Genomic DNA, 20,385 nt, shown 5'->3' on the forward strand with positions numbered 1-20,385 from the left:
TCTGCTTCCTCCCTACGGCCTGGTGAGCTTGGATCGTGTGTAGACAACGCGGAAGCCCTGGCGCTCGACGTTGCGTTGCGACACGGTGCCGGGCAGTGTCGTCACCATCATGATCTCGCAGCCGCGCTCGGCAGCAAACGCGATGCGGGCACGGAGCAGGGCGGTCTGTCCGCCGCGATTGCGAAACGCCGGCAGCGTGCTTGCGCCGCCGAGCGAGGCGATGCCCTCGCGCCTCACCAGTCCGCCGCCGCCGGCAATCTGCCCATCAATCTCGCTGAGAAAGTGCGTCCCCGCACTGCTGCGGAACGAGGCGCTCATCAGATCGATCAACGACTGCGGCAGCTCGCCTTCGGTGAAAAAGCCGCGCGCCACGGTCTCGCCCCACAACTGGGCTTCATGGGCTTCGGCGCGGCGCACGCGCACCGATTGATCGATGGACAGCTTGGCGTCTTCGGGCGCGAGCCGGCGTACCAGGACGTTTGAGAATTCGATCAGCGTGTAGCCGCGTCGCTGGAAAATTTCGATGATGGACGGATCGGCGTAGGGGCAAAGCTCGACGTTGATGGCGGCACCACGGCTGCGGAAGAAATCTTCCATGCGTTCGATCTCGGCCTCCTCGACCGGCCCCGCGAGTCCGAGCGCGAAGGCTTGTGTGAGCGGCGAATCAACCCCGGCAAAGGTCGCCCAGCCGCCGGCGAATGACTCTGCCGTCGCTTCTGACTCAAGAAACAGATCGGCGTAAGCGCGGGCGAAGGCAACGCCGCCCTCGGCGTCCGTCAGTTCCAAACGGTGAGCAAAGTGACGATCAACAAATTGCACAGTGATCCTTCGGCTCAGGCGAGGTAGCGTTTGATGACGCGCGTCATGATTTCGACGCCTGAGGCCAGCGCCGATTCGTCTATGTCGAAGCGCGGCGAATGGTGCGGGTAGGTCAGGCCGCGCGTCTCGTTGCGCGTCCCCAAAAAGAAATAACAGCCGGGCACGCGCTCAAGAAAATAGCTCATGTCTTCGCCGCCCATCGTTCGCACGCTGTCGTCGCGAATGACCTGCTCGCGCCCGACGACTTCGGCGGCGCAGTCGGCGACCAGCTCGCAGACCACGGCGTTGTTGACCAGCGGCGGCGTCTGCCGTTTGTACTCCACCGTGTAGCTCGCGCCCATCGCATCGCAGACGCCGCGCACGACGCGCTCGAACATTTCGGGGATGCGCGTATGTGTCTCGCGGTTAAAGGTGCGCACCGTGCCGCGCAGCTCGGCGCTGCCGGCGATGACGTTGAAGGCCGAGCCGCCCGTCAGTTTGCCGACGGTGACAACCGCCGCGTCGAGCGGCGAGACATTGCGGCTGACGATGGTTTGCAAAGCGGTGACGACCTGCGCGGCGACGACAATGGCATCAACCGTCTGTTGCGGCATGGCCCCATGACCGCCGCGCCCCTGAATCAGCAAAGTGAACTCGTCGACGGCAGCCATCATCGGCCCGGCATAGACGCCGACCGTGCCGACAGGAAAGTTATTCCAGACGTGCAGGCCGATGGCCGCCGTCACGTCGGGCGCGGCAAGCACGCCGTCTTCGATCATCGCCACGGCACCGTTGCCGCCTTCTTCGGCGGGCTGGAAAGCGAACTTCAAGGGGCCGCAAAAGGTGTCGCGCTCTTCGGCCATGCGTCGGGCGACAGCCAGCGCGATGGCAACGTGCGCGTCATGCCCGCAGGCATGCATGACGCCGTCGTTTTGCGAGCGGTAGGCGACGGCGTTTTCTTCCTGCACCGGCAAGGCATCCATGTCCGCGCGGTAGAGCAGCCCCCGCGCTTTGCCACCCGTTTCCGTCAAATCGGCTTCCGAAGCCGGTTTCGTGCCTTCAAGCAGACCGACAACGCCGGTGCGCCCGACCCGCTGCTTGACTTCGTAGCCATGCGCCGCGAGCCGCTCCGCGATAAGACCGGCGGTGCGCTGCTCGTTGTAACCCAGCTCAGGGTGCATGTGAAGGTCGCGCCGGTCGGCGATCAACTGTTCGATGTCTGACGGCGAAAGCGACAAAGCAGATTGCATAAACAATTCTCCGAATGGGCCAATGACAATCGCCTACCGTATGCGATCAAGGCTGTGCGCGTCTTCTGGCGCGGCGGGCGCGCTTGCGGCGGCGCGCGCGTGCTCTTCTTTCAAGAGGCTCATCATCGCCTCGCGCCGATCATAGAGCCGCTTGAGCGGGCGCGGCGCGTGGCGGGCCATCGCGTACGCCGCGATGATCGGCAAGGCGATGGTCGTATCCACATAGCAGACGACGGCGTCGGGCAGGCGGTCGGGATCGATCTTGCCCCAACTGACGGCTTCTGCCGGGGTTGCGCCCGAAAGCCCGCCGGTGTCGGGCCGGGCGTCGGTCACCTGCAAGAAATAATCGTGGCCTTTCTCTTCGATCTTCAAGACCTCTTGGATCTGCGGCTCGGTCTGTAGCATGAAGTTCTTCGGGCTGCCGCCGCCGAAGATCAAGACCGCCGATTTGCCGCCGCCGCGCTTGGCCCCCAGCACGATTGCAGCCGTCTCGTTGACATCCGCCGTCACGTCATAACGCAGGCGGTTGCCGGTCAGCGCTTTCGCCGCGACGTTCATGCCGATAGAGCTGTCGCCCGGCGATGAGGTGTAGACCGGCACGGCTGCCTCGTAAGCCGCCGCCAACAGACTCTTGCGCCCTTGCCCCAGCACGCGCTCGCGCTCGGCGACGTACTTGCCCGCCAGGTAATGAAACTCTGCCGTGCTCATGTCGCGCTGGAACTCTGGCCCCGCGATCATCTGGCGATAGAACTCGTCGGTCGAAAGCAAGACGTCATACTCAAAGAAGATGTCGTAGATGCGCACGACGCCTTCTTCGCGCAGCACCAGGTCAGAGGTCTGCGGGTTGCCGCGGTGCATCTTCAGACCGATACCGAAGTGTGTGTCGTGATACAGATTCGCGCCCGTCGAAACGATCCAGTCCACGAAGCCGTTTTCGATTAGCGGGATGATCGCCGACATTCCTAATCCGGCGGGCGTCAACGCCCCGGTCAGGCTCATGCCGATGGTCACGTCGTCGGCCAACATTTTTTCGACGAACAACTGACAGCCTTCGCGCAGCCGCGCCGCGTTATAGGCCAGGAAGGATTGCTCGACCAGATCGGCTACGGTCATCTGGCCGTTGACCGGTTGCGGGTCAATCGGCGCGCCGCCCAGAAACGGATGTCGCTTTGCCAAGAGTCACCTCCGATGGATTAAAGGAGTAGGTTACGGGCAAGCGCGCGGGGATGCAACCGCGACCATGCGCCGTGGGCAGCGATCAATCAACTTTCACGGGGCCGAGCGTTTCATCGAGCCACCGGTTGACGACCGGCACCGCCGTTTCAATCGGCGGCGTGTGCCCGGCGTCGTACACTTCCAGTCGCTTCGGCTCGCGCAGCAATTTATACAGCGGCTCGATCTCCGTCTTGAACTGGTAGGCTTCGTCGTAGCGACCGTTGAGCATGAGCTTCGGCGCGCGGATGTGCGGCGCGAAGTTCGCCGGGTTGGCTTCGGCGATCCGCTGCTTGCAATCGCGCGGCAGCCCGCCGGCGACCAGCACCACCGCGCGATAGCGAGGCTCGACCGCCGCGAGAATCAAGCCGTCCTCCGCGCCCGCGCTGTAGCCGTAATACGCCACCCGACTGGCGTCAACCTCGCCCCGCGTCTCCAGGTAGTCGAGGCCGCGGGCGAGGTCGGTCGAACGGCCAACCATCACGTCGCGCCATCGGACGGAGGCGTAGGGCGTCTCTTTGTAATCCGGCGGCCGCTCCCGCTCCTTGAACCCTTTGAAGACCACGGCGAAGACGGCGCGGCCCGATTTGATGAGCGGCGTCAGAATCATCTCGACCGATTCCGAGATGGTAATGTATCGGCCATAGACGTCGCCCGCGGGGACGAATTGGATCACCTGAAATGGCGGGCGAAAATTCTTCGGCAGGTAGAGGTAGGCGATGACGCGCTCGTCACCTGCGCCCGCATACGTGATCCGCTCGCGTCGCCATTCCGGCGTCTCCTTCACCTCGACGACCTCCGCCGCGAGCGGCGTTTTGTCGTAGCGGTAATGGCTCAGCCGGCTCTTGAAATCGGCGTCGCCGCTCGGCGCGTAAGCCGGGACCTGGCCGGCGCTTTCGATGCGCATCGCGCCTTGATCGCCCGCCGCTTCGCCGGCATTCATGGCGCAACGGAAGCCGAGCGTGCCGGCGCTGTAGACACCGGGGAACGCCCCGACATAGCCGAACAGGTAGGAGAGGTCGCCCCACGAGCCGCCCGCTGTCATGAACCCTTCGCCGGTTTCGTTCCGGCACCACTCGGAAACATTGCCCGCCATCTGGTAGCAGCCGTACGGACTCATGCCGAACTCGAAGCGGTCAACCGGCACCGCGCCGTCGCTTTTGAAATTTGCCCGCCCTTCGGCTGATTGCCCCGTGTCAACCGGCCCCCAGGGCATGGTGATCGGCGTCGAGTGAGTGAAGAGGCCGTCGCGCGCCGCCTTCTCCCATTCAAAGATCGTCGGCAGCCGCTTGCCGCGCCAGGCGGCGTAGGCGGCGGCTTCGTGCCAGGTGATGTCTGTGACCGGGTGCTCGGCCTTGCCTTCGGGGAAAGTCTGCCCGGCCCAGCCGCGCGGCCCGGCCATCGCTGTGCGGTCTTTCAGCCCGCGCATCGCCTCTTCCCAGGAAATCGCGCGCCCCTCTTTGATGAACGGCGGCTGCCAATATTGCTTCTTGAGATAACCGCCGGCGTCAACGAAGGCTTTGTACTCGCTGTTGGTCACTTCGTATTTATCAATCAGGTAATCGTCGAGCCGGACGAGCGCCTCGGTCGGCTTCCCCCAGCCGACTAGCCGGTAACTGCCGCCGGGGATCATGACCATGCGCGGCGGGACGCGGTCGGCTTCGACCAGCGTCTGCTTGATGACGGATGGCTCCGCGACCTCTTCTTCCGTTTCTCGCATGCGATTGAGCAGGGATGAGACGGGCGCGACCGAGTTTCCAAACCGGCTCAACGCCGTTGAGATGGTGCGCTCTGCCGGGGCGTAGCCGTCTTTATCGATGGTGAGGATGTAATCGCCGCGCGCGATTCTCAGGTTTTCGATGGGTGTCGTGCCCATCAACTGGCGCGGCGGAAACCCGCCCGTGGCGTCCGGCGCATATCGCTTGAGGTAGACGCGCGCGCCCGCCGGCTCGGTCGTCACCGTAATCGTATCGGAGATTTCCGGCAGCAGCGCCACGAGGCCCACGTCGCCCGGCAAATACGCCAGCGCTTTTACGGCCAGGTCGAAAGCTTCAAACGATTTCCGCTCCTGTGCCAGTTGCGCGATGCGCGGCACCTGCGCCCTCGCCCAGCGGCGATTGGCGGCGGCGATGAAAAACCAGACGGCTGCCGCCGCGAGAATCATCACAGCGGCGGCAAGCAGCGCGGCCTGCCGCGGCATCAGGCGCTTTCTTCCCGCGGCGACCTCTTCCGGCCTGCGCCCGGTGGCCTGCCCGGAATCTGCCGCCGGCTCGTTTGCCGATTTAATTTCGGCGATGAAGCGATAGCCGCGCTTGGGCAGGGTCTCGATGTAGCGCGGCGCGCTGGCGTTGTCGCCGATGACGCGGCGAATCTCTTTGATCGCCCGCGTCAGGGCATTATCGGTGACGAACGCCTGCTTCCAGACCTGCTCGAACAGCTCCTGCTTGTCGATGACGCGCCCGCGATGGTCAATCAGGTAGAGCAGCAGGTCGAAGGCGCGCGGCTCAAGGGCGCGGCTCTCGCCCGCTTTCAGCACACGAAAGCTCTCACGGTCCACCACCACGTCGTCGAAAGCGTAAGTCATCGGGCCATCCTGTTTAGGGGTTGCCATAACCGTCACCGAATCGTCACGCCGGTACTACGCGGCAGGGAAAAATCACGGATTCAACAGGCCGCCATCATTACCCCAGGAGTGGCCTCGATTATAGTCCCGACCTGTCGGATGGCAAAGTCCATATTTCAAACAGAAGAAGGAGAACGATAATGAAAGCACACAGAATCTTTTCAACGCTCATCTTCACCGCCCTGGTGATCCTCTCCGCCGTCAGCGCCCAGGCGCAGACCGGCGGCGCGGCTGAACTCAAGAAGCGCATCTTCGCGGAAATCGCTTCCGGCCAGCACCGGCAAGCGGTCGAGCCGGTCGAAGCGGCGTCCCTGACCACGGAACCGTCCATTATGAAAGAGGTCGGCCCACAGGCCGCCTTCCCCAAGCGACAGGCGCTGATCGGCACCTGGGATGTCATCATAACCTTCAGTGATGGCTCAGAGGTGAAATCTACGCTGCAAGTCTTCCCCGGCCCCGCCGACGGTGAGGGATCGGTCATCCATGCCAGCGAATTCTCGTTCACGCCTCCCAACCCGACGCTGCCTGAGCAGGGCTCGTGGCAATACGTCGGCGGCACACAGTTCATCACCTCTTACTTTGGCTATTCGTATACGGAGGATTTAGCGCCCTTTGGTAAGATCGGCTTCCGCCACGCCATCTCTGTGGGAGCGAACCCGGATCGCTTTACCGGTCACGCGGTGTTTGAAGTCCTTGACGCCGGCGGGCACGTCCTCTTCTCTGACAACGTGCAAAGCCGCGGCGTCCGCCAGCGCCCCGTAGCGCCCTAGTCATTCGGCGAGGTAGGGGCGCAGGGCTTCGATGACTTCGGCGGGCACGAAGACCGATTTGAAAGTCGAGCGCGAAACGCAGGCGAGAACAACGTGGCCTTCGGCGACCAGGTCGTTCTCGCCCTGCTTGTTCACCTCGAAGCGCAGGGTCAGCGACTTGTTGCCGAGGCGGGCGACGTAGGCCGAGACGTCGATCAGGTCGTCGAGAAGGAGCGGCTTGCGAAAGTCGAAGTGAATCTGGACGCGCGGCAGCCAGATGTCCAGCCGGTCAAAGACAACCGAGTAGGGCAGGCCGACGGCGCGGAACAGCTCGGTTTCGGCAATCTCGAAAAAGCGCAGGAACTGGCCATAGTAGATAATCCCTGCGCGATCAATGTCCGACCAGCGCACAGGCTCGGTGATTGTGAACTTCTTGCCCATTGCTGTTTCTGAGAATGCGTCTTCGCTATCCCCGGAGGGGATGAAGTCAATAGCCGGTGGCAACGCCACCGGGAATCAATAGCCGGTGGCAACGCCAACGGTCAACGTCGAAAACCAGTCCGACCCTGAAGGGGTCGCTGTCTGCGGCCACGGCGACCCTTTCAGAGTCGGGAATCTTCCGGCCTTTGTTCCGTGGGCGTTGCCCACGGCTATGGACTGTAGCCCTTTCAGGGCTGACCGCGGTTACATCAACGCAGCTTCATCGTCGGGTCGCCGAGCAGTATCCAGGTGCGGCGCACGTCCCGGTCGCTGATGGCGGCTTTGGCTTTCGTCACCGCTTCGCCCATTCGCAGTCCGGCATCGCCGAACAGCAAGCGATAGAGCTGCTGGTTCATCTGCGCCTGGTCTGCCGGGCCTGTGATGCCTGACGACGCCCACACCGCCACCGCGCCACCGCGCTCGGCTTTCAAGAGACTGCCGCCCAGGCTGTCGAGCGCCGGGTCTATGAAGTAGCCATTCAAGCAGGTCATCATCACAAACAGCGGCAGGTGATCGGCGTTCGTCAAACGGCTGGCGTCTTCGTTCGTCAGCAGGTCGCCGCGCCACAGGTTGACGTTGCCGTGACCGACATAATTGACCACCTTCTGCCCGCGACTAAGCGCCGCCAGCAGTTCGCCGCGAGCCGTGCTGTCGCCGGCGCCGCGGGCGATCTGGTTGACCTTCAGTGTATCGGGCATCAATGTCGCAAGCTGCCGCGCCGCCGTCTCAAAGTTAAAGCCATCGTTGGCGTCGGCCACCAGTGTCGCTTCCCGCGCCGGGCTGGAATGCTCATAGGCGATGATCTTGGCGACGAGCGCCGCCGCTTCCGTAGGCGTGCGCGCCGGCAGACGGCCGACGGCCAGCCGCGCCAGCCCGTCATCGGCGATGTCGGCAAACCAGTCGTCGCTGGCGGTCTCCATCTCTGCCGTATCGATGAGCTTGGTCGGCACCACATCGCTGTCGCCGAAGCCGAGATAGTTGCGCGCGTCATAGCTGGCGCTGCCGGCAAGCAAGAGGAAACGCGGCGCCTGCTTCCAGTGGCTTGCCGCGTAGCTGACGAAGTCCTTCAAGGCTTGCGGCGTCTTGTTGCCGAAGCTGAATTCGTCATAGACGTCTTCGACGTCAACGACCGCGACGCTCAGCCCCTGGCTCTGCCTCAAGGCGACGAGCGGCTGTAAGGCCGCCGCAAAGTCGCGTCGCGTGAAGATCAACAGGTCCGCGCCGTTCGCCGCGCGCCGCCACCTCGAAGGTTGATTGGCGGTGGTGGTCACAGGCTTCTTGATCTGCGAATCACTGAGCGCCAGCAACCGCCGCTCGCCCGCGCCCGGAACCGCCGCCGTGATCGCATAGCCGCCTTTGCCGCCGCTGACCGCGCCTTGAATCTCCTGCACGGCGTTCGCGTCGGTGACGTCAATCAGCCGCACCGCCGCGCCCGTGAAGCCCGCGATGCTGACTTGCTGGCCACCCTGCGCCGTCAGCCGTAAAGCGTTGTTGTCGGCTACGAAGCTGTGCGGATAGGTGATGCGAATAGCGTCTAGCAGACTGACATCACTCGGTCCGCCGCGCGCCACCAGTTGCACATGATTTTCGCCCTCTTTGAGCAACGATGCGGGGATGGCCAGGCTCGTTTTACCGGCGGACTGGCCGGTGAAATCGAGTGTGCCGATCTCCGCGCCGTTCAGTTGCAGGGCGACCGTGTGCGGCAGATGCGTCAGACCTTGCAATGACACCTCGACGGTGGCCGTGTCGTTCTTCTTTGCCGCCAGATGCTGAACCCACAACGACTGGTCGAGCGGCTGGCCCGACACCGTCGCGCCAAAGAAGTTCTCGCCCTCGCCGTTTCGCAGCACGGTGAAATAGACGCTGCGGTCTTTGCGCTCAATCGTGTAAGGGAAATCACTCGCCACCGCCGGCTTGCCTTTGGCGACGGCGGTATTGATGCGCTTGCCCATCGCGTCGCCGGCGGCCAGCCAGTAGACGCGCGTGTCTGTCGAAGCGACATCGAGCCCCGTCGCATAAAATTCAATAGCGTCGCCCGCGTCAAAGCGCCCATCCTGCTCGCCGCGCACCTTGATGGGCTGCTCGACGCCGTCAACGAACAATTGCAAGGAGCGCGGATCAACGCGCGGGTCGAGCCCCGCCGCGACCAGTTCCGCTTGCGTGACGCGATAGAAGCCTTCCTGCTTGATGGCCATCTTCACCGCCGGCCGTGCGGCCAGCGCCGACTGCGCTTTCAAGGCCACGGGCGTGAGCGGCGCGAGCGGCGCGGCATTGACGGCAGCCTGCGAAATGGTGCCGCTAACGAGCATCGATTCGCGCAGCCCGAGCTGGCTCAGCATCAGCGATTGGCCGAGGCCGGCTGCCGAATTCTTGGCCGGCGTGGCGGTCGCGACGAACGGCCCGTGCCATGTGCTCTTGCCATTCAGATCAACGTCTTCGAGCCAATAGCGCGCCGCACCCGCCGGCGGCGTGTCGGCCCAGCTATACGAGTGACCTGACAGCAAAGACTTGCCCGGCCCGACCAGCAGCGCCGAGCCGCCGACCAGTTGCGGCGTGATCCGCGTGCGGACGCCATTCTGCTCGCGGTAGACATGGTAGCCGAGGTTATCTACTTCGACAGACGAGTTCCACTGCAACAGGACGCGCCCGTCGGCGGCGCGGCTGGCGTTAAAGGTCTTCACCTTCGCCTGTGTGCCGCCCGAACAGGTGGGGAACTTGAACGCCCCGACGCGGGTTTTCCACGACGAGGTGCTGGTCGCTGAGTAGTATTCGTTGGCATGCCAGAAGGTGCAATTGTCGGACGGGTCAATGCTCAAGGAGCTGTAATCGCCCCAGCGCCCGCTTGCGCTGGTCTGGTGGCCGCCGCCGGCGATAAGCTGCGCTTCGCCCTGCCCGAGCGTGTTCAGCGGATCGGAGACCAATCGTCCGGCGTATGTGATGCTCGGCTCGGTCGTGCTGCTCGACGTCATATAGCCGATAGACATATTGCCGAGGGCATCAACGGCAATGCTCGGCATGAAGCGCCACAAGCCGTCAGCGCCGTTGTTGAAGGTCTGCTGTTGCAGCGGCGTTGCGGGAATCGTGCCGCCGGTGACGTTGAACTGATACCAACGTATGGCCGTCGGGCCGGTGCCGTTCTGATTGTTGTTAATGGTGTGCGATGCCCACAGCGATTCGACGCCGAGCAGGTTGTGATAGACCAGCGGCGTCATCAGCTTGTCGCCGAGCGTGTCGAGCTTCTGGCTCGTGCCATTCTGCGGCACAAGAGAGCTGGTCGAGGTGAAGGCGTCAACGAAGTTGTCGACGGTCGTCGTGCCGTTCGGCGTGTGCGTTGCCCCGACCCCTAAAGTGGAATTCGCAGGGGTCGCAAAGTCAACATGGAAGCGCCAGGTGTAGACTTTATTTAGAATCGTGCCCCCGGTTGCCGGGCTATCGATTGCCATAAAGTATTCAGCCGCGCCTGCCGGTGGTGTGCTGCCGGTGCGGAAGGTCGCCGGCACCAGGCTGTAGGTATCGCCCAGAGCCGCCGGCAAGATCGTGAAGGCGACCGCACCGGCTGCGGGCGCGCCCGTGCCATTAATCATCTGGCTGCGGTTGAGCGCGTAGACGCGCACGCCCTGGAAATCATCGTTCTGATCGAACAGATTCACCGAGAAGTAGTAAGCATCGGGCCACAATCCGAACTTCGGATAATCGCCGAGCCATGTCGGATTTGATGGATCAACCTGTACCGCGTATAACCACCAGCCCCCCGAAACCGGGTCGGCGGTCTTCGACACGCCAACGCATTGATAATTGACGCTGCCGCTCCCAGTGAAGGCAAAATCGCTGATCACCCAGCGGTTGGCGATATGGTCATACAGGATGAAGCCATCGCCTTCATTCTGATTGTTGCCGCAGGGGGTGCTGGTTCCGAGCGCCGAAAAGAATGAATTGAAGTTCGTCGGCCCGGACAGCGTCGTGCCACTCTTGTTGTAGATTTGAATCGATGAGTTGACGGAAAGGATGTAATGATTCGGCCCGACATCGCCGTGGGTGTCCGGCGGCAGACAAGCGCAAGAGCTATTGAATTGGTTTATTCCATCAAACGACACAGATGTCGCAGGCATGCTCGAAAGCGCTTGCGGCCTGAACGTCAGCTCAGGGTCATCCATGCCCTGAGCCTGCTGATTCGGCACCATCGGGTGACGCGTCCGGCGCACCTCGTCTTCCTCGCCCTTTCCGGGAATGTTGGCCAGTTGCCTGAGGTCGAGGTCTTGTGATACCGGCCCGACCATCTGGACGACTTCGGGGCCGCTGGGGCGCTCGCCTTGCGCGGCGACGCGCTCGCCCTGCGCGGCTTGCGATGATTGCCCGGACTCCTGTGCGCCATTGGCGCGGTGCATGCGGCGTCCGCCCGCCGCGCCCGCATGCGGTTCTTTGGATTCGTCATCGGCAAACACTTCGCGGGCAGACGCTTCGCGCTCGGCAATCAGGCTCGGCTCAACCGTTGATATGGACGTGGCGGGCGCGACGGGCGCGGGCGGCGTCACGTTGAAAGGCGTCACGGCGGGCGTCATCAGCCGCAACGGCAAGGGGTCAACTTCAGCGCCCGCGGTTTCTATTTTAGCCGCCGGAGGCTGAGCGTCCGGCGCGTCATCTTTGAGCGCAACCGCAGCCGGCGTGATGGCGCGAAGTCGCAGCTTGACGCGCTTCGAGATGACCCGCGCGCCGGTTTGCGGGCCGGCCTGTGGCTTCATCGTAGCCACAGCCGTTGGCCTGGCGTCGCTTGCCGCCGGTGCAGCGGCTTGCGCGGCGGGCGGCGATTGTTCCGCCACGCCGGTTGCCGGCAATTGGGTTACGGCTGCCGCATCATGCCGATTCAGTCGCGCCGCCCGCAGCCACATAGCGCCGACGATCAAAGCAATCAGGCAAAGGGCGGCGGCCAGCCGCCGGGCCAGCGCTTTCGCGGTCGTTGACGAAGCGGGCGGCAGGGTGCGCCCCGGTTTGCTCCTCATGATCTACAATCCTTTCGTTTCCAAAGCTGCCGCCTTGCCGCCGCAGCCTTCGGCGCGTGTCGCCATGTGCTAAGTAGGGAGGTGCTTAGAACAGGAGCCTGATTAAAATTCCACTTATTAAGATAGGGGCGCTACTACAACCCTGTTGAGCGCGCCTGGCGCTCTCTTTATGCCCCTTCGGCACACTGAGGGGGTGATCGCCGCCAGCTTTTACAAAGCTCGTGGGTTACGCCTCATTGCGCTTCAGGGGTCATGAAGAATTGCTCAACCGGACGAAGAAATTTTATTTCAAGGTTGAGGACAGGTCAAGCGTGGCGACAGCAGACGCCGCGATGGTTGCCGGATTTCTTGAATCCGCCACGGCGAGACCCTATAATGCGGCTTCAATGCAGTCGGTGGCATTGCATTGCATTTCAGAGCGCGAACGTCATCCAGACCTTACACCATACGGGCGTTCGACGGCTCAACAGGAGGTCGTATGCTCGTTCCCAAACCGCAACTCATCCCTTCCGCCGATCAGGTCGAGGCGCTGTTGAAACAGACCGGCGCGTTGCGCGAAGGCCACTTCGAGTTTCCCACAGGCTTTCATTCGACGCATTACTTTCAGATGCCGCTGGCGATGCGCTATCACGACAACGCCCGCGTCCTCAATGTCGCGCTGTCGCGCTTGCTGCGCCGCGAGCCCGAAGTATTGGCGGCGCTGCCCAGTTGCGCCATCGTCGCGCCGGCAGCGGGCGGCATCCCGGTCGCCTTCGGCATCCGCGCCGCGCTCAACGCCGACCAGATTTTCTGGGCCGAAAAGACCGAAAGACGCTACCACTTCCGCCAGTACCTCGACGCCCGCGGCATCAAATGCATCCTGGTTGACGACATCGTGCGCTCGGGCCGCGTCATCACCGAGATGCTGGCGTTGATCAAGGAAGTCGGCGCCGAAGTCGTCGCCATCGGCTCGCTGGTGCAGTTCAAAGACGCGCATATCGATACCGGCGGCATCCCCTATTATTCGCTGCTCAACGTTGACACGCAGTTCCACTCGCCCGGCGATTGCCCGAGCTGTAAGGCGAACCAGCCGATTGAAAAAGTCTGGTACTGATTGGGTGCCGGGTGCCGGGTGTCGGGTGTCAGGCCAGATCACGCGGCGCTTTCTTCCCCAACACCCATCACCTCTCGGAAAGGTAAATGTTATGCAGAAACTCTGGACGCGCTCACTGAGACGGCAGGCGCTGCTTACGGCGCTGCTTTTTGTAGCCTCCGTTACAACTTTCGCGCAGGCCGCGGCCCAGCCTGCCGATAAGACGGCGACCGTCTACGGCGCCAAGATTCATTACCTGGAATCCGGCAGCGGCCCGGCGGTGATTCTGCTGCACGGGCTCGGCGGCGACTCCTCGAACTGGGCGACGACCGTAGCGCCGCTGGCGGCGAAGTTCCGCGTCATCGTCCCCGACCAGATCGGCTTCGGGCGCTCGGACAAGCCGATGCTCAATTACCGCGTCGCCACGCTGGTCGATTTCCTCGACGGCTTCATGAAGCAAGTCGGCATCGAGCGCGCTTCGCTGGTCGGCAATTCGCTCGGCGGGTTTACGGCGGCGGCTTACGCGCTGGCGCACCCGGAAAAAGTAGACCGCCTGGTGCTCGTCGATGCCGCGGGCTTTGCCATGCCGAAAGACTTTGACCCGCGCACGCTGAGCGCGCTGAACCCTTCGACCCGCGAGCAGGCGAAGACCATCCTCTCGATGATCTTCTACAACAAGGCACTCAGCAGCGACATAGCGGTTGACACGATGCTAACCCGACGCGTCACGGCGGGCGACGGCTACACCATTCAGCGCTTCATCGATTCGATTGCTCATGGTGAAGACGTGCTGGACGGGCGGCTGGGCGGCATCAAGCAACCGACGCTGATCCTCTGGGGCAGGGAAGACCAGTTGACGCCAATGTGGATGGCCGAGCGCTTCAAGAAAGAGATTGCCGGCTCAGAGCTGGTAGTCCTTGATAAATGCGGCCATGTGCCGCAGCTCGAAAAGGCCGCCGAGTTCAACGCCGCCGTCATGAAGTTCCTGAGCGGCGAGATGGCCAACAAATAGAGCGCCCCGCGGTTTTGGCTTTAGCTTAAGAAGGCCCGCTTGGGTAGCAGCACGGCGCGCTCGATCTCGAAGACTTTTTCGTCGAAGCTGTCAGTGAATAAATCCACGCCGTCTTTGATGAGGGCGGCGGGTCGCCGATTCTTCACACCGACCAGGTGGAACCTGACGACGCCGGCGCGCGCGCTGTGATCGCGTGTGTCGGTGACCCGCGAGGCGGCATAGATCGTGTCGCCGCCCAGCACAGGGTTCGGGTGGCTGCCGCGATCATAACCAAGCTCCCATAAGGCGTTGGCCGACGTGTCGCGGCTCGCCAGGCTGGCCGCCCACGCGAAGACCAGGCCGCCTTCGACCACACGAGTACGGGCAAAGCTGCGCTCACGCGAATAGACTTCATCGAAATGCAGCGGGTGGCTGTTGCGCGTCAGCATCGTCAGTTGCATATGCTCGCTGTGACCGACGGTGCGACCGCCGCTGTGTAGAATCACATCGCCGGCGTGAAAATCTTCAAAGAGTCCCGCCGGGCGGCCCGCCCAGCGCGGCGCGCGAATCATCAGGGCCAGCTCTTTCGGTAGCGGCTCTTTCATCGCCTGCGGCGGCTGACTGAGCGGGCCGCTGGCGCGCGGCGGGTTGGTCGCCGCATGACTGTGCGGCGGGTGTGCGCGGTCTGCGAGCGTGCCGGTGGGGATCAGCGCCTTGCGCTCGAAGTAGACCAGCGGCAAGCCGTCTTGATTAACCCCGGTCGTGCGAACGTGAATGATGCCGCGACCGGGACGCGACGCCGAAAGTCGCGCGCCTAGCACTTCGGACGACGCCGAGAGCGTGTCGCCCGCGTGCGCGGCGTGCGGGAATTTCAAATCCATGTACGCGAGATGCGCGATGGCCTGCTCCGACACGTCATGCACAGTGAAGCTGAGCGCCAGGTTCAAGAGCAGCAGCGGGTGGACGACGCGGTCGCGGAAGCCGAGATCGCGGGCAAAGCGGCGGCTCGAATAGAGCGGGTTGGCATCGAGGAACGACGCCGCGAACATCGCCATCATGCCTTCATCAATCGTCACTTCCCACGGGTGCTGATAGACCTCGCCGACTTTGAAATCGTCGAGCTTGCGCCCATACTGCGGCTCGATCACGCGCGGCGGTTTTTCCTCTCTGCTCATACCGTTCCTTTGCTTCAAATCAAGCGCAGCTCGCGCGCCATCGCCTCGTCAATGCGCGAGAGCGCGTAAGCCATCTTCAGGGTGTTGCGGTTGACGCGGTCTGTGGCGCGGTCGGCCATACGGCCCTCAATCATCACAGCGCCGCGCCCCTCGGCCTCGGCTTCTAAAAATCGGCGGGCCTCTTCAATGGCGCGGCTGATCTCGTCGTCGGGAACCTGGAAAATCTCGACCGCCATCGCGGTCTGCTCGGGGATGCCCGTCCACTTGCCGGCAAAGCCGAAGTCGCGGGCGTAGAGCGCATCGCGGCGAAACTCTTCGAGGGCGGCGCGGCGCTCGGTTTCACTCTTGTCGCGCGTCGGGTAGTTGGTCGTCATCTCGGCGATGGCCGGAATGCCGGCGGCGGCTGCCGCCTTCACTACCCGCCCGCGCACCTGATCGATGAGCGGGTGGTCGTAGCGATAACTCGACCCTCGCAATCCCAGGCTCGCCCAGTAATCATAGGTGCCCAGCACCAGGCCGACCAGGCGCTTCGAGGCGAAGGCGATTTTAAATACATTCTCTTCGGCGCGCGCCGATTCGATCAACGCTTCGATGCGGATGCGGCCCGCCGGCAGGCCGTAGCGCTGCTCAAGCGCCGTGAGCGCCGCGTCAATCGAGCGCACTTCGTCGGCGTCTTCGATCTTCGGATAGATCAAGCCGTCAAGCTTCGCGCCGGCATGCTCGACGATCACCGCGACGTCTTCGTGCGCCGGGTCCAGCTCGACGCCGCGCGGGCGGAAGAAGCGCAAGCGGCGGCCCCAGTCCAGCTCGTTGAAAGCGCGAATGATGTTGGCGCGCCCCTGTTCAAGCAGCTCAGGATTATCGCGCGGGATTGAGTCTTCAAGGTCGAGCATCACGAGGTTGGCTTGCGAGCGCGTCGCCGCGCCTTCGACATACTTCCAGACGGTCGCAGGCGTCGTCAGGTGCGCCATCTGTACGAGGTAGCGCGGCTCCAGTTCAATCATGCGTCTCTCCTGTCTGTGAGCGGGGTTGCGCCGTGGATTGTAGCAGAAGCCGCGTAAGAAGGCTTGTTTGGAGTGCGCCGACTTGTCGGCGCTATCAAAAAGCGGTGACAAGTCACAGCACTCCAAAAAAATTGGCCATGTTCGCTTTGCAAACGTGCGCGTACGGATGCGGTGCGCCGGCTGCCGGCCAGATAGGCCTATGTTCGCTGATTCGGCGCGACGTTGGGCTGTCGAGGTGTGGCATTCGAGTTGTAAACATGGACGGGGCAGGTGTCTTGTCACTTTCAGGAGGACTGAGAATGGTTTATTCATCCAAAAAGCTCCTTGCCTTGATCGCCACGGTTCTCGCGGCGCTCTCGATACAAGCCTGCGGGCCGATGCCTGCGAGTAACTCGAACCAGTCGCCGCCATCGCAAACGGCAGCGACCGGCAAGCAGGAGCCGGCTATTGAAGCCACGCCGGTCAAGCAAGGCGAGAGCAACTGGCTGGTTGCCACTGGCGACACGGTGACGCTCAACATCACGGCGCTCGGCGCTAAATCGTCGCGCGTCCTCTACCGCCCGGTTGATGCCGGCGACCACGTCGTGGCGTTGAAGAAGAGCCCGGCGACCAACAACGCCGAGGGGGCATTCACGACACAGATCAAGATGTCGCCCGATTTCGCCGGCGAGGTCTGGGCCGAAGTCACTTACAGCGACGGCTCGAAGAAACAGACGAAGCCGATTCAGCTGTCGTCCGCCGACAACGCCGCCATCGCCGAAGCCCTGGCCAAAGACGCGGCGCACGCCGACGAGTCGGAGCGCGAAGACAAGTACACCAACGGCAAGATTCAAACCGCCGCGCTGGTCGAGAATCAACCGGACATCAAGATCACGGTTGACGTGCCGGCGTTTCGCTTGACCCTCTGGCAGAACGGCAAAGAGGTGAAGACCTATGAGATCGGCGTCGGGCGCAAAGAATTCCCGCTGGCCATCGGCATGCGCCGCGCCACGCAGATCATCTGGAATCCCGAATGGGTGCCGCCCGACAGCGACTGGGTCGAAGAATCGCACAGCGACGTCGAGCCCGGCGAGCACATTGACGCCGACGACCCGCGCAACCCGCTCGGCAAAGTCAAAGTCCCGCTCGGCGACGCCTTCCTGATTCATCAGGCGAAGGGGCCCGGCGATCTCGGCCATCTGGTCTCGCACGGCTGCGTTCGCATGCTGCAAAGCGATCTTTATGATTTGACCGAAAAGATCATGGAAGCGCGCGGCTGGCCGGTGTCGCGGGAGAAGATCGAGCAGACTAAGAACAACACCGACCGCCTGATCGGCAAACTCAGCCCGCCGCTGCCGGTTGATATCAACTATGACACGCAGGTGATCGAAGGCGGCGTGCTGCGCATCTACCCGGACGTTTACGGCCGCAACACCAACACGGTCGAGAACCTGCGCGCCGAGCTGCAAAGCTCCGGGGTTGACGCGGCGCGGCTCGACGACGCGACGCTCAAGCAGATGCTCGACCGCGCCAACGCCAACCAGCTGTTCGCCGTTAACGTCAGCGATCTGTCATCAGGCAATGCGCTCGCCGCCGGCAAGATGGAGCCGCTGACCAGCCAGTCGAAAGTCGCCAAGCGGCAGCCGGCAGCCGGCAGCTCGCGCCACGCCCGCCGCCGATAGCCGGTAAAGAAGAAAGAAAAACACGGCGACACGGCGACGCGGAGAGGGAAAGAGACAGAGGCTAATAGCTTGTCTTCCTTTCACCGCGTCGCCGTGTCGCCGTGTCTTTGTGTTGAATCCCCCTCACGGATGTTATGCTTTCGCCCCGCGATTTGATTTGTCGCCCGCGCCCGGTTAAGACAGAATTGAATCTCAACGCCTATGAATCGCCACGGCATTCTTCTGCTTGTCTCGATCATCATTCTTGCGCTTGCCGGATGCAGTCACCGCGCCGGCAACGCGCAGCGGTACGAGTTAAAAGGCACAGTCGTCAGCATTGACCGGCGCGGCGAAACTGTGACCATCGCGCATCAAGAGATTCCCGGTTACATGGAAGCGATGGCCATGCCGTTCAAGCCCAAAGACAACTGGGTGCTTGATCAGGCCCAGCCGGGCAATCGCATTCAAGCGACGCTGGTGGTTGACGGCTTGCGCTCGTGGCTCGAAGACGTCCTCATCACGCAGGAGACGACCGACAACGCCGCGCCCGCCAGCAACCCCGAGCCGCAGCCGGGCGCGGCGGTGCCCGATTTCACGCTGACCGATCAAGACGGAAAACGGATCACGCTCGGCGATTATCGTGGCCGGGCGCTGGTCGTCACCTTCATCTACACGCGCTGCCCTGTGCCGGATTACTGCCCATTGATGACGAATCACTTTGCCGCAATCAGCCGGGCGCTCAAAGACGACGCCGCGCTCTATGACGCGACACGCCTCCTCAGCGTCACCGTTGACCCCGAATACGACACGCCGAAAGTGCTGCGCGAGTACGGCGCAAAGTACATGGGCGCGACAGACTTCAGCCACTGGAGGTTTGCGACCGGCAAGCCGGACGAGGTGAAGAAAGTCGCGACGGGGTTCGGCTTACAGTACTGGCCGGAAGGCGGGCAGATCGTCCACTCGCTGCGCACGGCGGTGATCGCGCCCGATGGCCGACTGGTGAAGCTCTATCGCGGCAACGACTGGCAGCCCGCCGAAATCGTCGCTGATTTGCAGGGCATCAAGGCGGCGGCGAGCGGCGCAAAAGTCTATTACGGCGTCGGCGTCGTTGAATCGATCAACGGGCCGCGCACCACCGTCGAGATCAATCACGAAGACATCAAGGACTTGATGCCGGCCATGAGCATGCCGTTTGAAGTGAAAAGCCCGGCGCTGCTAGAGCAGATTGCGCCGGGCGACCGCGTCAGCTTTACCGTCGAAGAGATGCCTCACGGGCTGGTGATTATCGAGCTTCGCAAGCGCTAGTCAGGGCAGGCGCTCGCCGTTGAAGCTGCCGTTCGCCGTGTCGTAGAGCGCCGGGTTGGTGTCGCTCTGCGTGTCCCACATCACGATGACCTTGCCCTTCTTGACGAACTCGCCTTTGACCTTGCCAAGCATGACCAGTGACGCACACACGGTGCTGCCGTCATCGGCGCAGGGCAATTCGTAGGTGATCGAAACCTGCTTGCCGACCTGCCGCCATGCGCCGCTCACCGTGCGGTTGTTGTCGTCAGTGGCCGTCAGCCGCCCGTTCAGGCTGTCGCCGCGCGGGCTGGCCTCAACCGTGACCGTAATCGTCCGCTTGCTATTGCTCGTCGGCGATTCGGGGATGGTGATCGTCAACAGCCAGCGGCCCTCAAAGTTCTTACCACCCGCCTGTACGTTGATCCCTGCGAGCAGCAGCAAAAGCATGACCGCCGCAGCGCCTCTGAGTAACTGGTGAATTCTGCCGCGCATCAGTTGCTCCCTTCCGCCTTGCGGCTGCCCCTGAAGGAAAAGACCCAGGTGTCATAGCCTGTCGGGCGTCCTTCATCCGGCTGGTCGAAAAAGACCGTCATCGTGCCTTTGACCGTGGAGTCCGTCAGGAACTGGCCGCGCATGATGACCGAGCCGCACGCACCGTCGGCGACCGGGCACCATAATTGAAAGGCGGCGCTGAAGCGGTTGCCCATCACGCGCCACGAGCCGAGCGGGCGGACGTTGGCGCCGACGTCTTCGCGCAAGACGACGCCGTTGCGCAGGCCGCCTTCCTGGGTAAAGACCATGTCGCGGTCAGGGAAGCCGAGCGAGTTGCCGAGGCGCGAAAAGTTCTGGCCGTCAATCGGCGACGAGACCATGATCCATTCGCCTGCAAGCGTGCGCTCAGTTTGCGCGCCGGCTTGCGGCACGGCGATGGCCAGCAGAAGAGCGGTAAAAAGAATGGCCCATTTCAACTTCATGCAATTAACCCTCTGAATCAAGATGCAGGGATTATAAGTCATCGTCGTTTTCTATGTCATGTCGCCGTCCACAACTGCCCTGTCCCGCGCTGCGATCATCGGCGCGTCATTGATAGTCATGCCCACCGGTTGACTC

At 62.8% G+C, this 20,385-nt stretch carries 15 protein-coding genes; 5 read left to right on the forward strand and 10 right to left on the reverse strand.

Annotated features, from left to right (window positions below):
* Positions 1–12 precede the first annotated feature (12 nt).
* From VJ464_16510 to VJ464_16525, 4 genes are all read right to left on the reverse strand, one after another.
* Positions 13–819, reverse strand: a complete 807-nt coding sequence (locus VJ464_16510) for a GNAT family N-acetyltransferase (GenBank protein HKQ06738.1) — start codon at positions 817–819, stop codon at positions 13–15.
* A 14-nt stretch (positions 820–833) separates the two neighbouring features.
* Entirely contained in the window at positions 834–2,048 is a 1,215-nt protein-coding gene (locus VJ464_16515; protein HKQ06739.1) for an amidohydrolase, read from the reverse strand.
* A gap of 33 nt (positions 2,049–2,081) precedes the next feature.
* Complete coding sequence (gene speY / locus VJ464_16520) at positions 2,082–3,224, reverse strand: deoxyhypusine synthase (GenBank protein ID HKQ06740.1); 1,143 nt, start codon at positions 3,222–3,224, stop codon at positions 2,082–2,084.
* 82 nt (positions 3,225–3,306) lie between these two features.
* Complete coding sequence (locus tag VJ464_16525) at positions 3,307–5,871, reverse strand: SUMF1/EgtB/PvdO family nonheme iron enzyme (GenBank protein ID HKQ06741.1); 2,565 nt, start codon at positions 5,869–5,871, stop codon at positions 3,307–3,309.
* 152 nt (positions 5,872–6,023) lie between these two features.
* On the opposite strand from VJ464_16525, the gene VJ464_16530 reads away from it, so the two are divergent.
* Entirely contained in the window at positions 6,024–6,653 is a 630-nt protein-coding gene (locus VJ464_16530; protein HKQ06742.1) for a hypothetical protein, read from the forward strand.
* Here the strand turns inward: VJ464_16530 and VJ464_16535 are convergent, their stop codons facing one another.
* Both VJ464_16535 and VJ464_16540 read right to left on the reverse strand, forming a co-directional pair.
* Positions 6,654–7,073 carry a thioesterase family protein gene (locus tag VJ464_16535; protein HKQ06743.1) on the reverse strand — a complete coding sequence of 140 codons (420 nt, stop codon included), beginning with the start codon at positions 7,071–7,073 and terminating at the stop codon, positions 6,654–6,656. It abuts the gene before it with no gap.
* Between the two features lie 248 nt (positions 7,074–7,321).
* Positions 7,322–12,109 carry a C25 family cysteine peptidase gene (locus tag VJ464_16540; protein ID HKQ06744.1) on the reverse strand — a complete coding sequence of 1,596 codons (4,788 nt, stop codon included), beginning with the start codon at positions 12,107–12,109 and terminating at the stop codon, positions 7,322–7,324.
* Between the two features lie 478 nt (positions 12,110–12,587).
* Here VJ464_16540 and VJ464_16545 point away from each other — a divergent pair, with 478 nt between their 5' ends.
* Entirely contained in the window at positions 12,588–13,202 is a 615-nt protein-coding gene (locus VJ464_16545) for a phosphoribosyltransferase family protein (protein HKQ06745.1), read from the forward strand.
* Between the two features lie 91 nt (positions 13,203–13,293).
* Complete coding sequence (locus tag VJ464_16550) at positions 13,294–14,193, forward strand: alpha/beta fold hydrolase (GenBank protein HKQ06746.1); 900 nt, start codon at positions 13,294–13,296, stop codon at positions 14,191–14,193.
* A gap of 20 nt (positions 14,194–14,213) precedes the next feature.
* Here the strand turns inward: VJ464_16550 and VJ464_16555 are convergent, their stop codons facing one another.
* Positions 14,214–15,347, reverse strand: a complete 1,134-nt coding sequence (locus VJ464_16555) for a MaoC family dehydratase (protein HKQ06747.1) — start codon at positions 15,345–15,347, stop codon at positions 14,214–14,216.
* Positions 15,348–15,361: 14 nt separating this feature from the next.
* Positions 15,362–16,351 carry an aldolase/citrate lyase family protein gene (locus tag VJ464_16560; GenBank protein HKQ06748.1) on the reverse strand — a complete coding sequence of 330 codons (990 nt, stop codon included), beginning with the start codon at positions 16,349–16,351 and terminating at the stop codon, positions 15,362–15,364.
* A gap of 299 nt (positions 16,352–16,650) precedes the next feature.
* Here VJ464_16560 and VJ464_16565 point away from each other — a divergent pair, with 299 nt between their 5' ends.
* The gene (locus VJ464_16565) at positions 16,651–18,012 is read left to right on the forward strand and encodes a L,D-transpeptidase (protein ID HKQ06749.1); all 1,362 of its coding nucleotides are present in this window, start codon (positions 16,651–16,653) and stop codon (positions 18,010–18,012) included.
* A 201-nt stretch (positions 18,013–18,213) separates the two neighbouring features.
* The gene (locus tag VJ464_16570; protein ID HKQ06750.1) at positions 18,214–19,296 is read left to right on the forward strand and encodes a copper-binding protein; all 1,083 of its coding nucleotides are present in this window, start codon (positions 18,214–18,216) and stop codon (positions 19,294–19,296) included.
* On the opposite strand, the gene VJ464_16575 is transcribed toward VJ464_16570, so the two are convergent.
* Together VJ464_16575 and VJ464_16580 are read right to left on the reverse strand one after the other, a co-directional pair.
* Positions 19,297–19,767 (reverse strand): hypothetical protein, encoded by a 471-nt coding sequence (locus VJ464_16575; protein HKQ06751.1) that lies wholly within the window; start codon positions 19,765–19,767, stop codon positions 19,297–19,299.
* Positions 19,767–20,249: a hypothetical protein gene (locus VJ464_16580; protein ID HKQ06752.1), complete on the reverse strand. Its 483-nt coding sequence runs from the start codon at positions 20,247–20,249 to the stop codon at positions 19,767–19,769. Before VJ464_16580 ends, VJ464_16575 begins: the two co-directional genes overlap by 1 nt.
* Between the last annotated feature and the right edge of the window lie 136 nt (positions 20,250–20,385).

It is taken from the genome of Blastocatellia bacterium (genome assembly GCA_035275065.1).
Lineage (GTDB): Bacteria > Acidobacteriota > Blastocatellia > UBA7656 > UBA7656 > DATENM01.

Coding starts and splice junctions, on each gene's coding strand:
- VJ464_16545 (HKQ06745.1), top strand. CDS start 12,588: ATGCTCGTTCCCAAACCGCAACTCATCCCTTCCGCCGATCAGGTCGAG.
- VJ464_16580 (HKQ06752.1), bottom strand. CDS start 20,249: ATGAAGTTGAAATGGGCCATTCTTTTTACCGCTCTTCTGCTGGCCATC.
- VJ464_16550 (HKQ06746.1), top strand. CDS start 13,294: ATGCAGAAACTCTGGACGCGCTCACTGAGACGGCAGGCGCTGCTTACG.
- VJ464_16565 (HKQ06749.1), top strand. CDS start 16,651: ATGGTTTATTCATCCAAAAAGCTCCTTGCCTTGATCGCCACGGTTCTC.
- VJ464_16535 (HKQ06743.1), bottom strand. CDS start 7,073: ATGGGCAAGAAGTTCACAATCACCGAGCCTGTGCGCTGGTCGGACATT.
- VJ464_16530 (HKQ06742.1), top strand. CDS start 6,024: ATGAAAGCACACAGAATCTTTTCAACGCTCATCTTCACCGCCCTGGTG.
- VJ464_16560 (HKQ06748.1), bottom strand. CDS start 16,351: ATGATTGAACTGGAGCCGCGCTACCTCGTACAGATGGCGCACCTGACG.
- VJ464_16525 (HKQ06741.1), bottom strand. CDS start 5,871: ATGGCAACCCCTAAACAGGATGGCCCGATGACTTACGCTTTCGACGAC.
- VJ464_16575 (HKQ06751.1), bottom strand. CDS start 19,767: ATGCGCGGCAGAATTCACCAGTTACTCAGAGGCGCTGCGGCGGTCATG.
- VJ464_16555 (HKQ06747.1), bottom strand. CDS start 15,347: ATGAGCAGAGAGGAAAAACCGCCGCGCGTGATCGAGCCGCAGTATGGG.
- VJ464_16570 (HKQ06750.1), top strand. CDS start 18,214: ATGAATCGCCACGGCATTCTTCTGCTTGTCTCGATCATCATTCTTGCG.
- VJ464_16515 (HKQ06739.1), bottom strand. CDS start 2,048: ATGCAATCTGCTTTGTCGCTTTCGCCGTCAGACATCGAACAGTTGATC.
- VJ464_16540 (HKQ06744.1), bottom strand. CDS start 12,109: ATGAGGAGCAAACCGGGGCGCACCCTGCCGCCCGCTTCGTCAACGACC.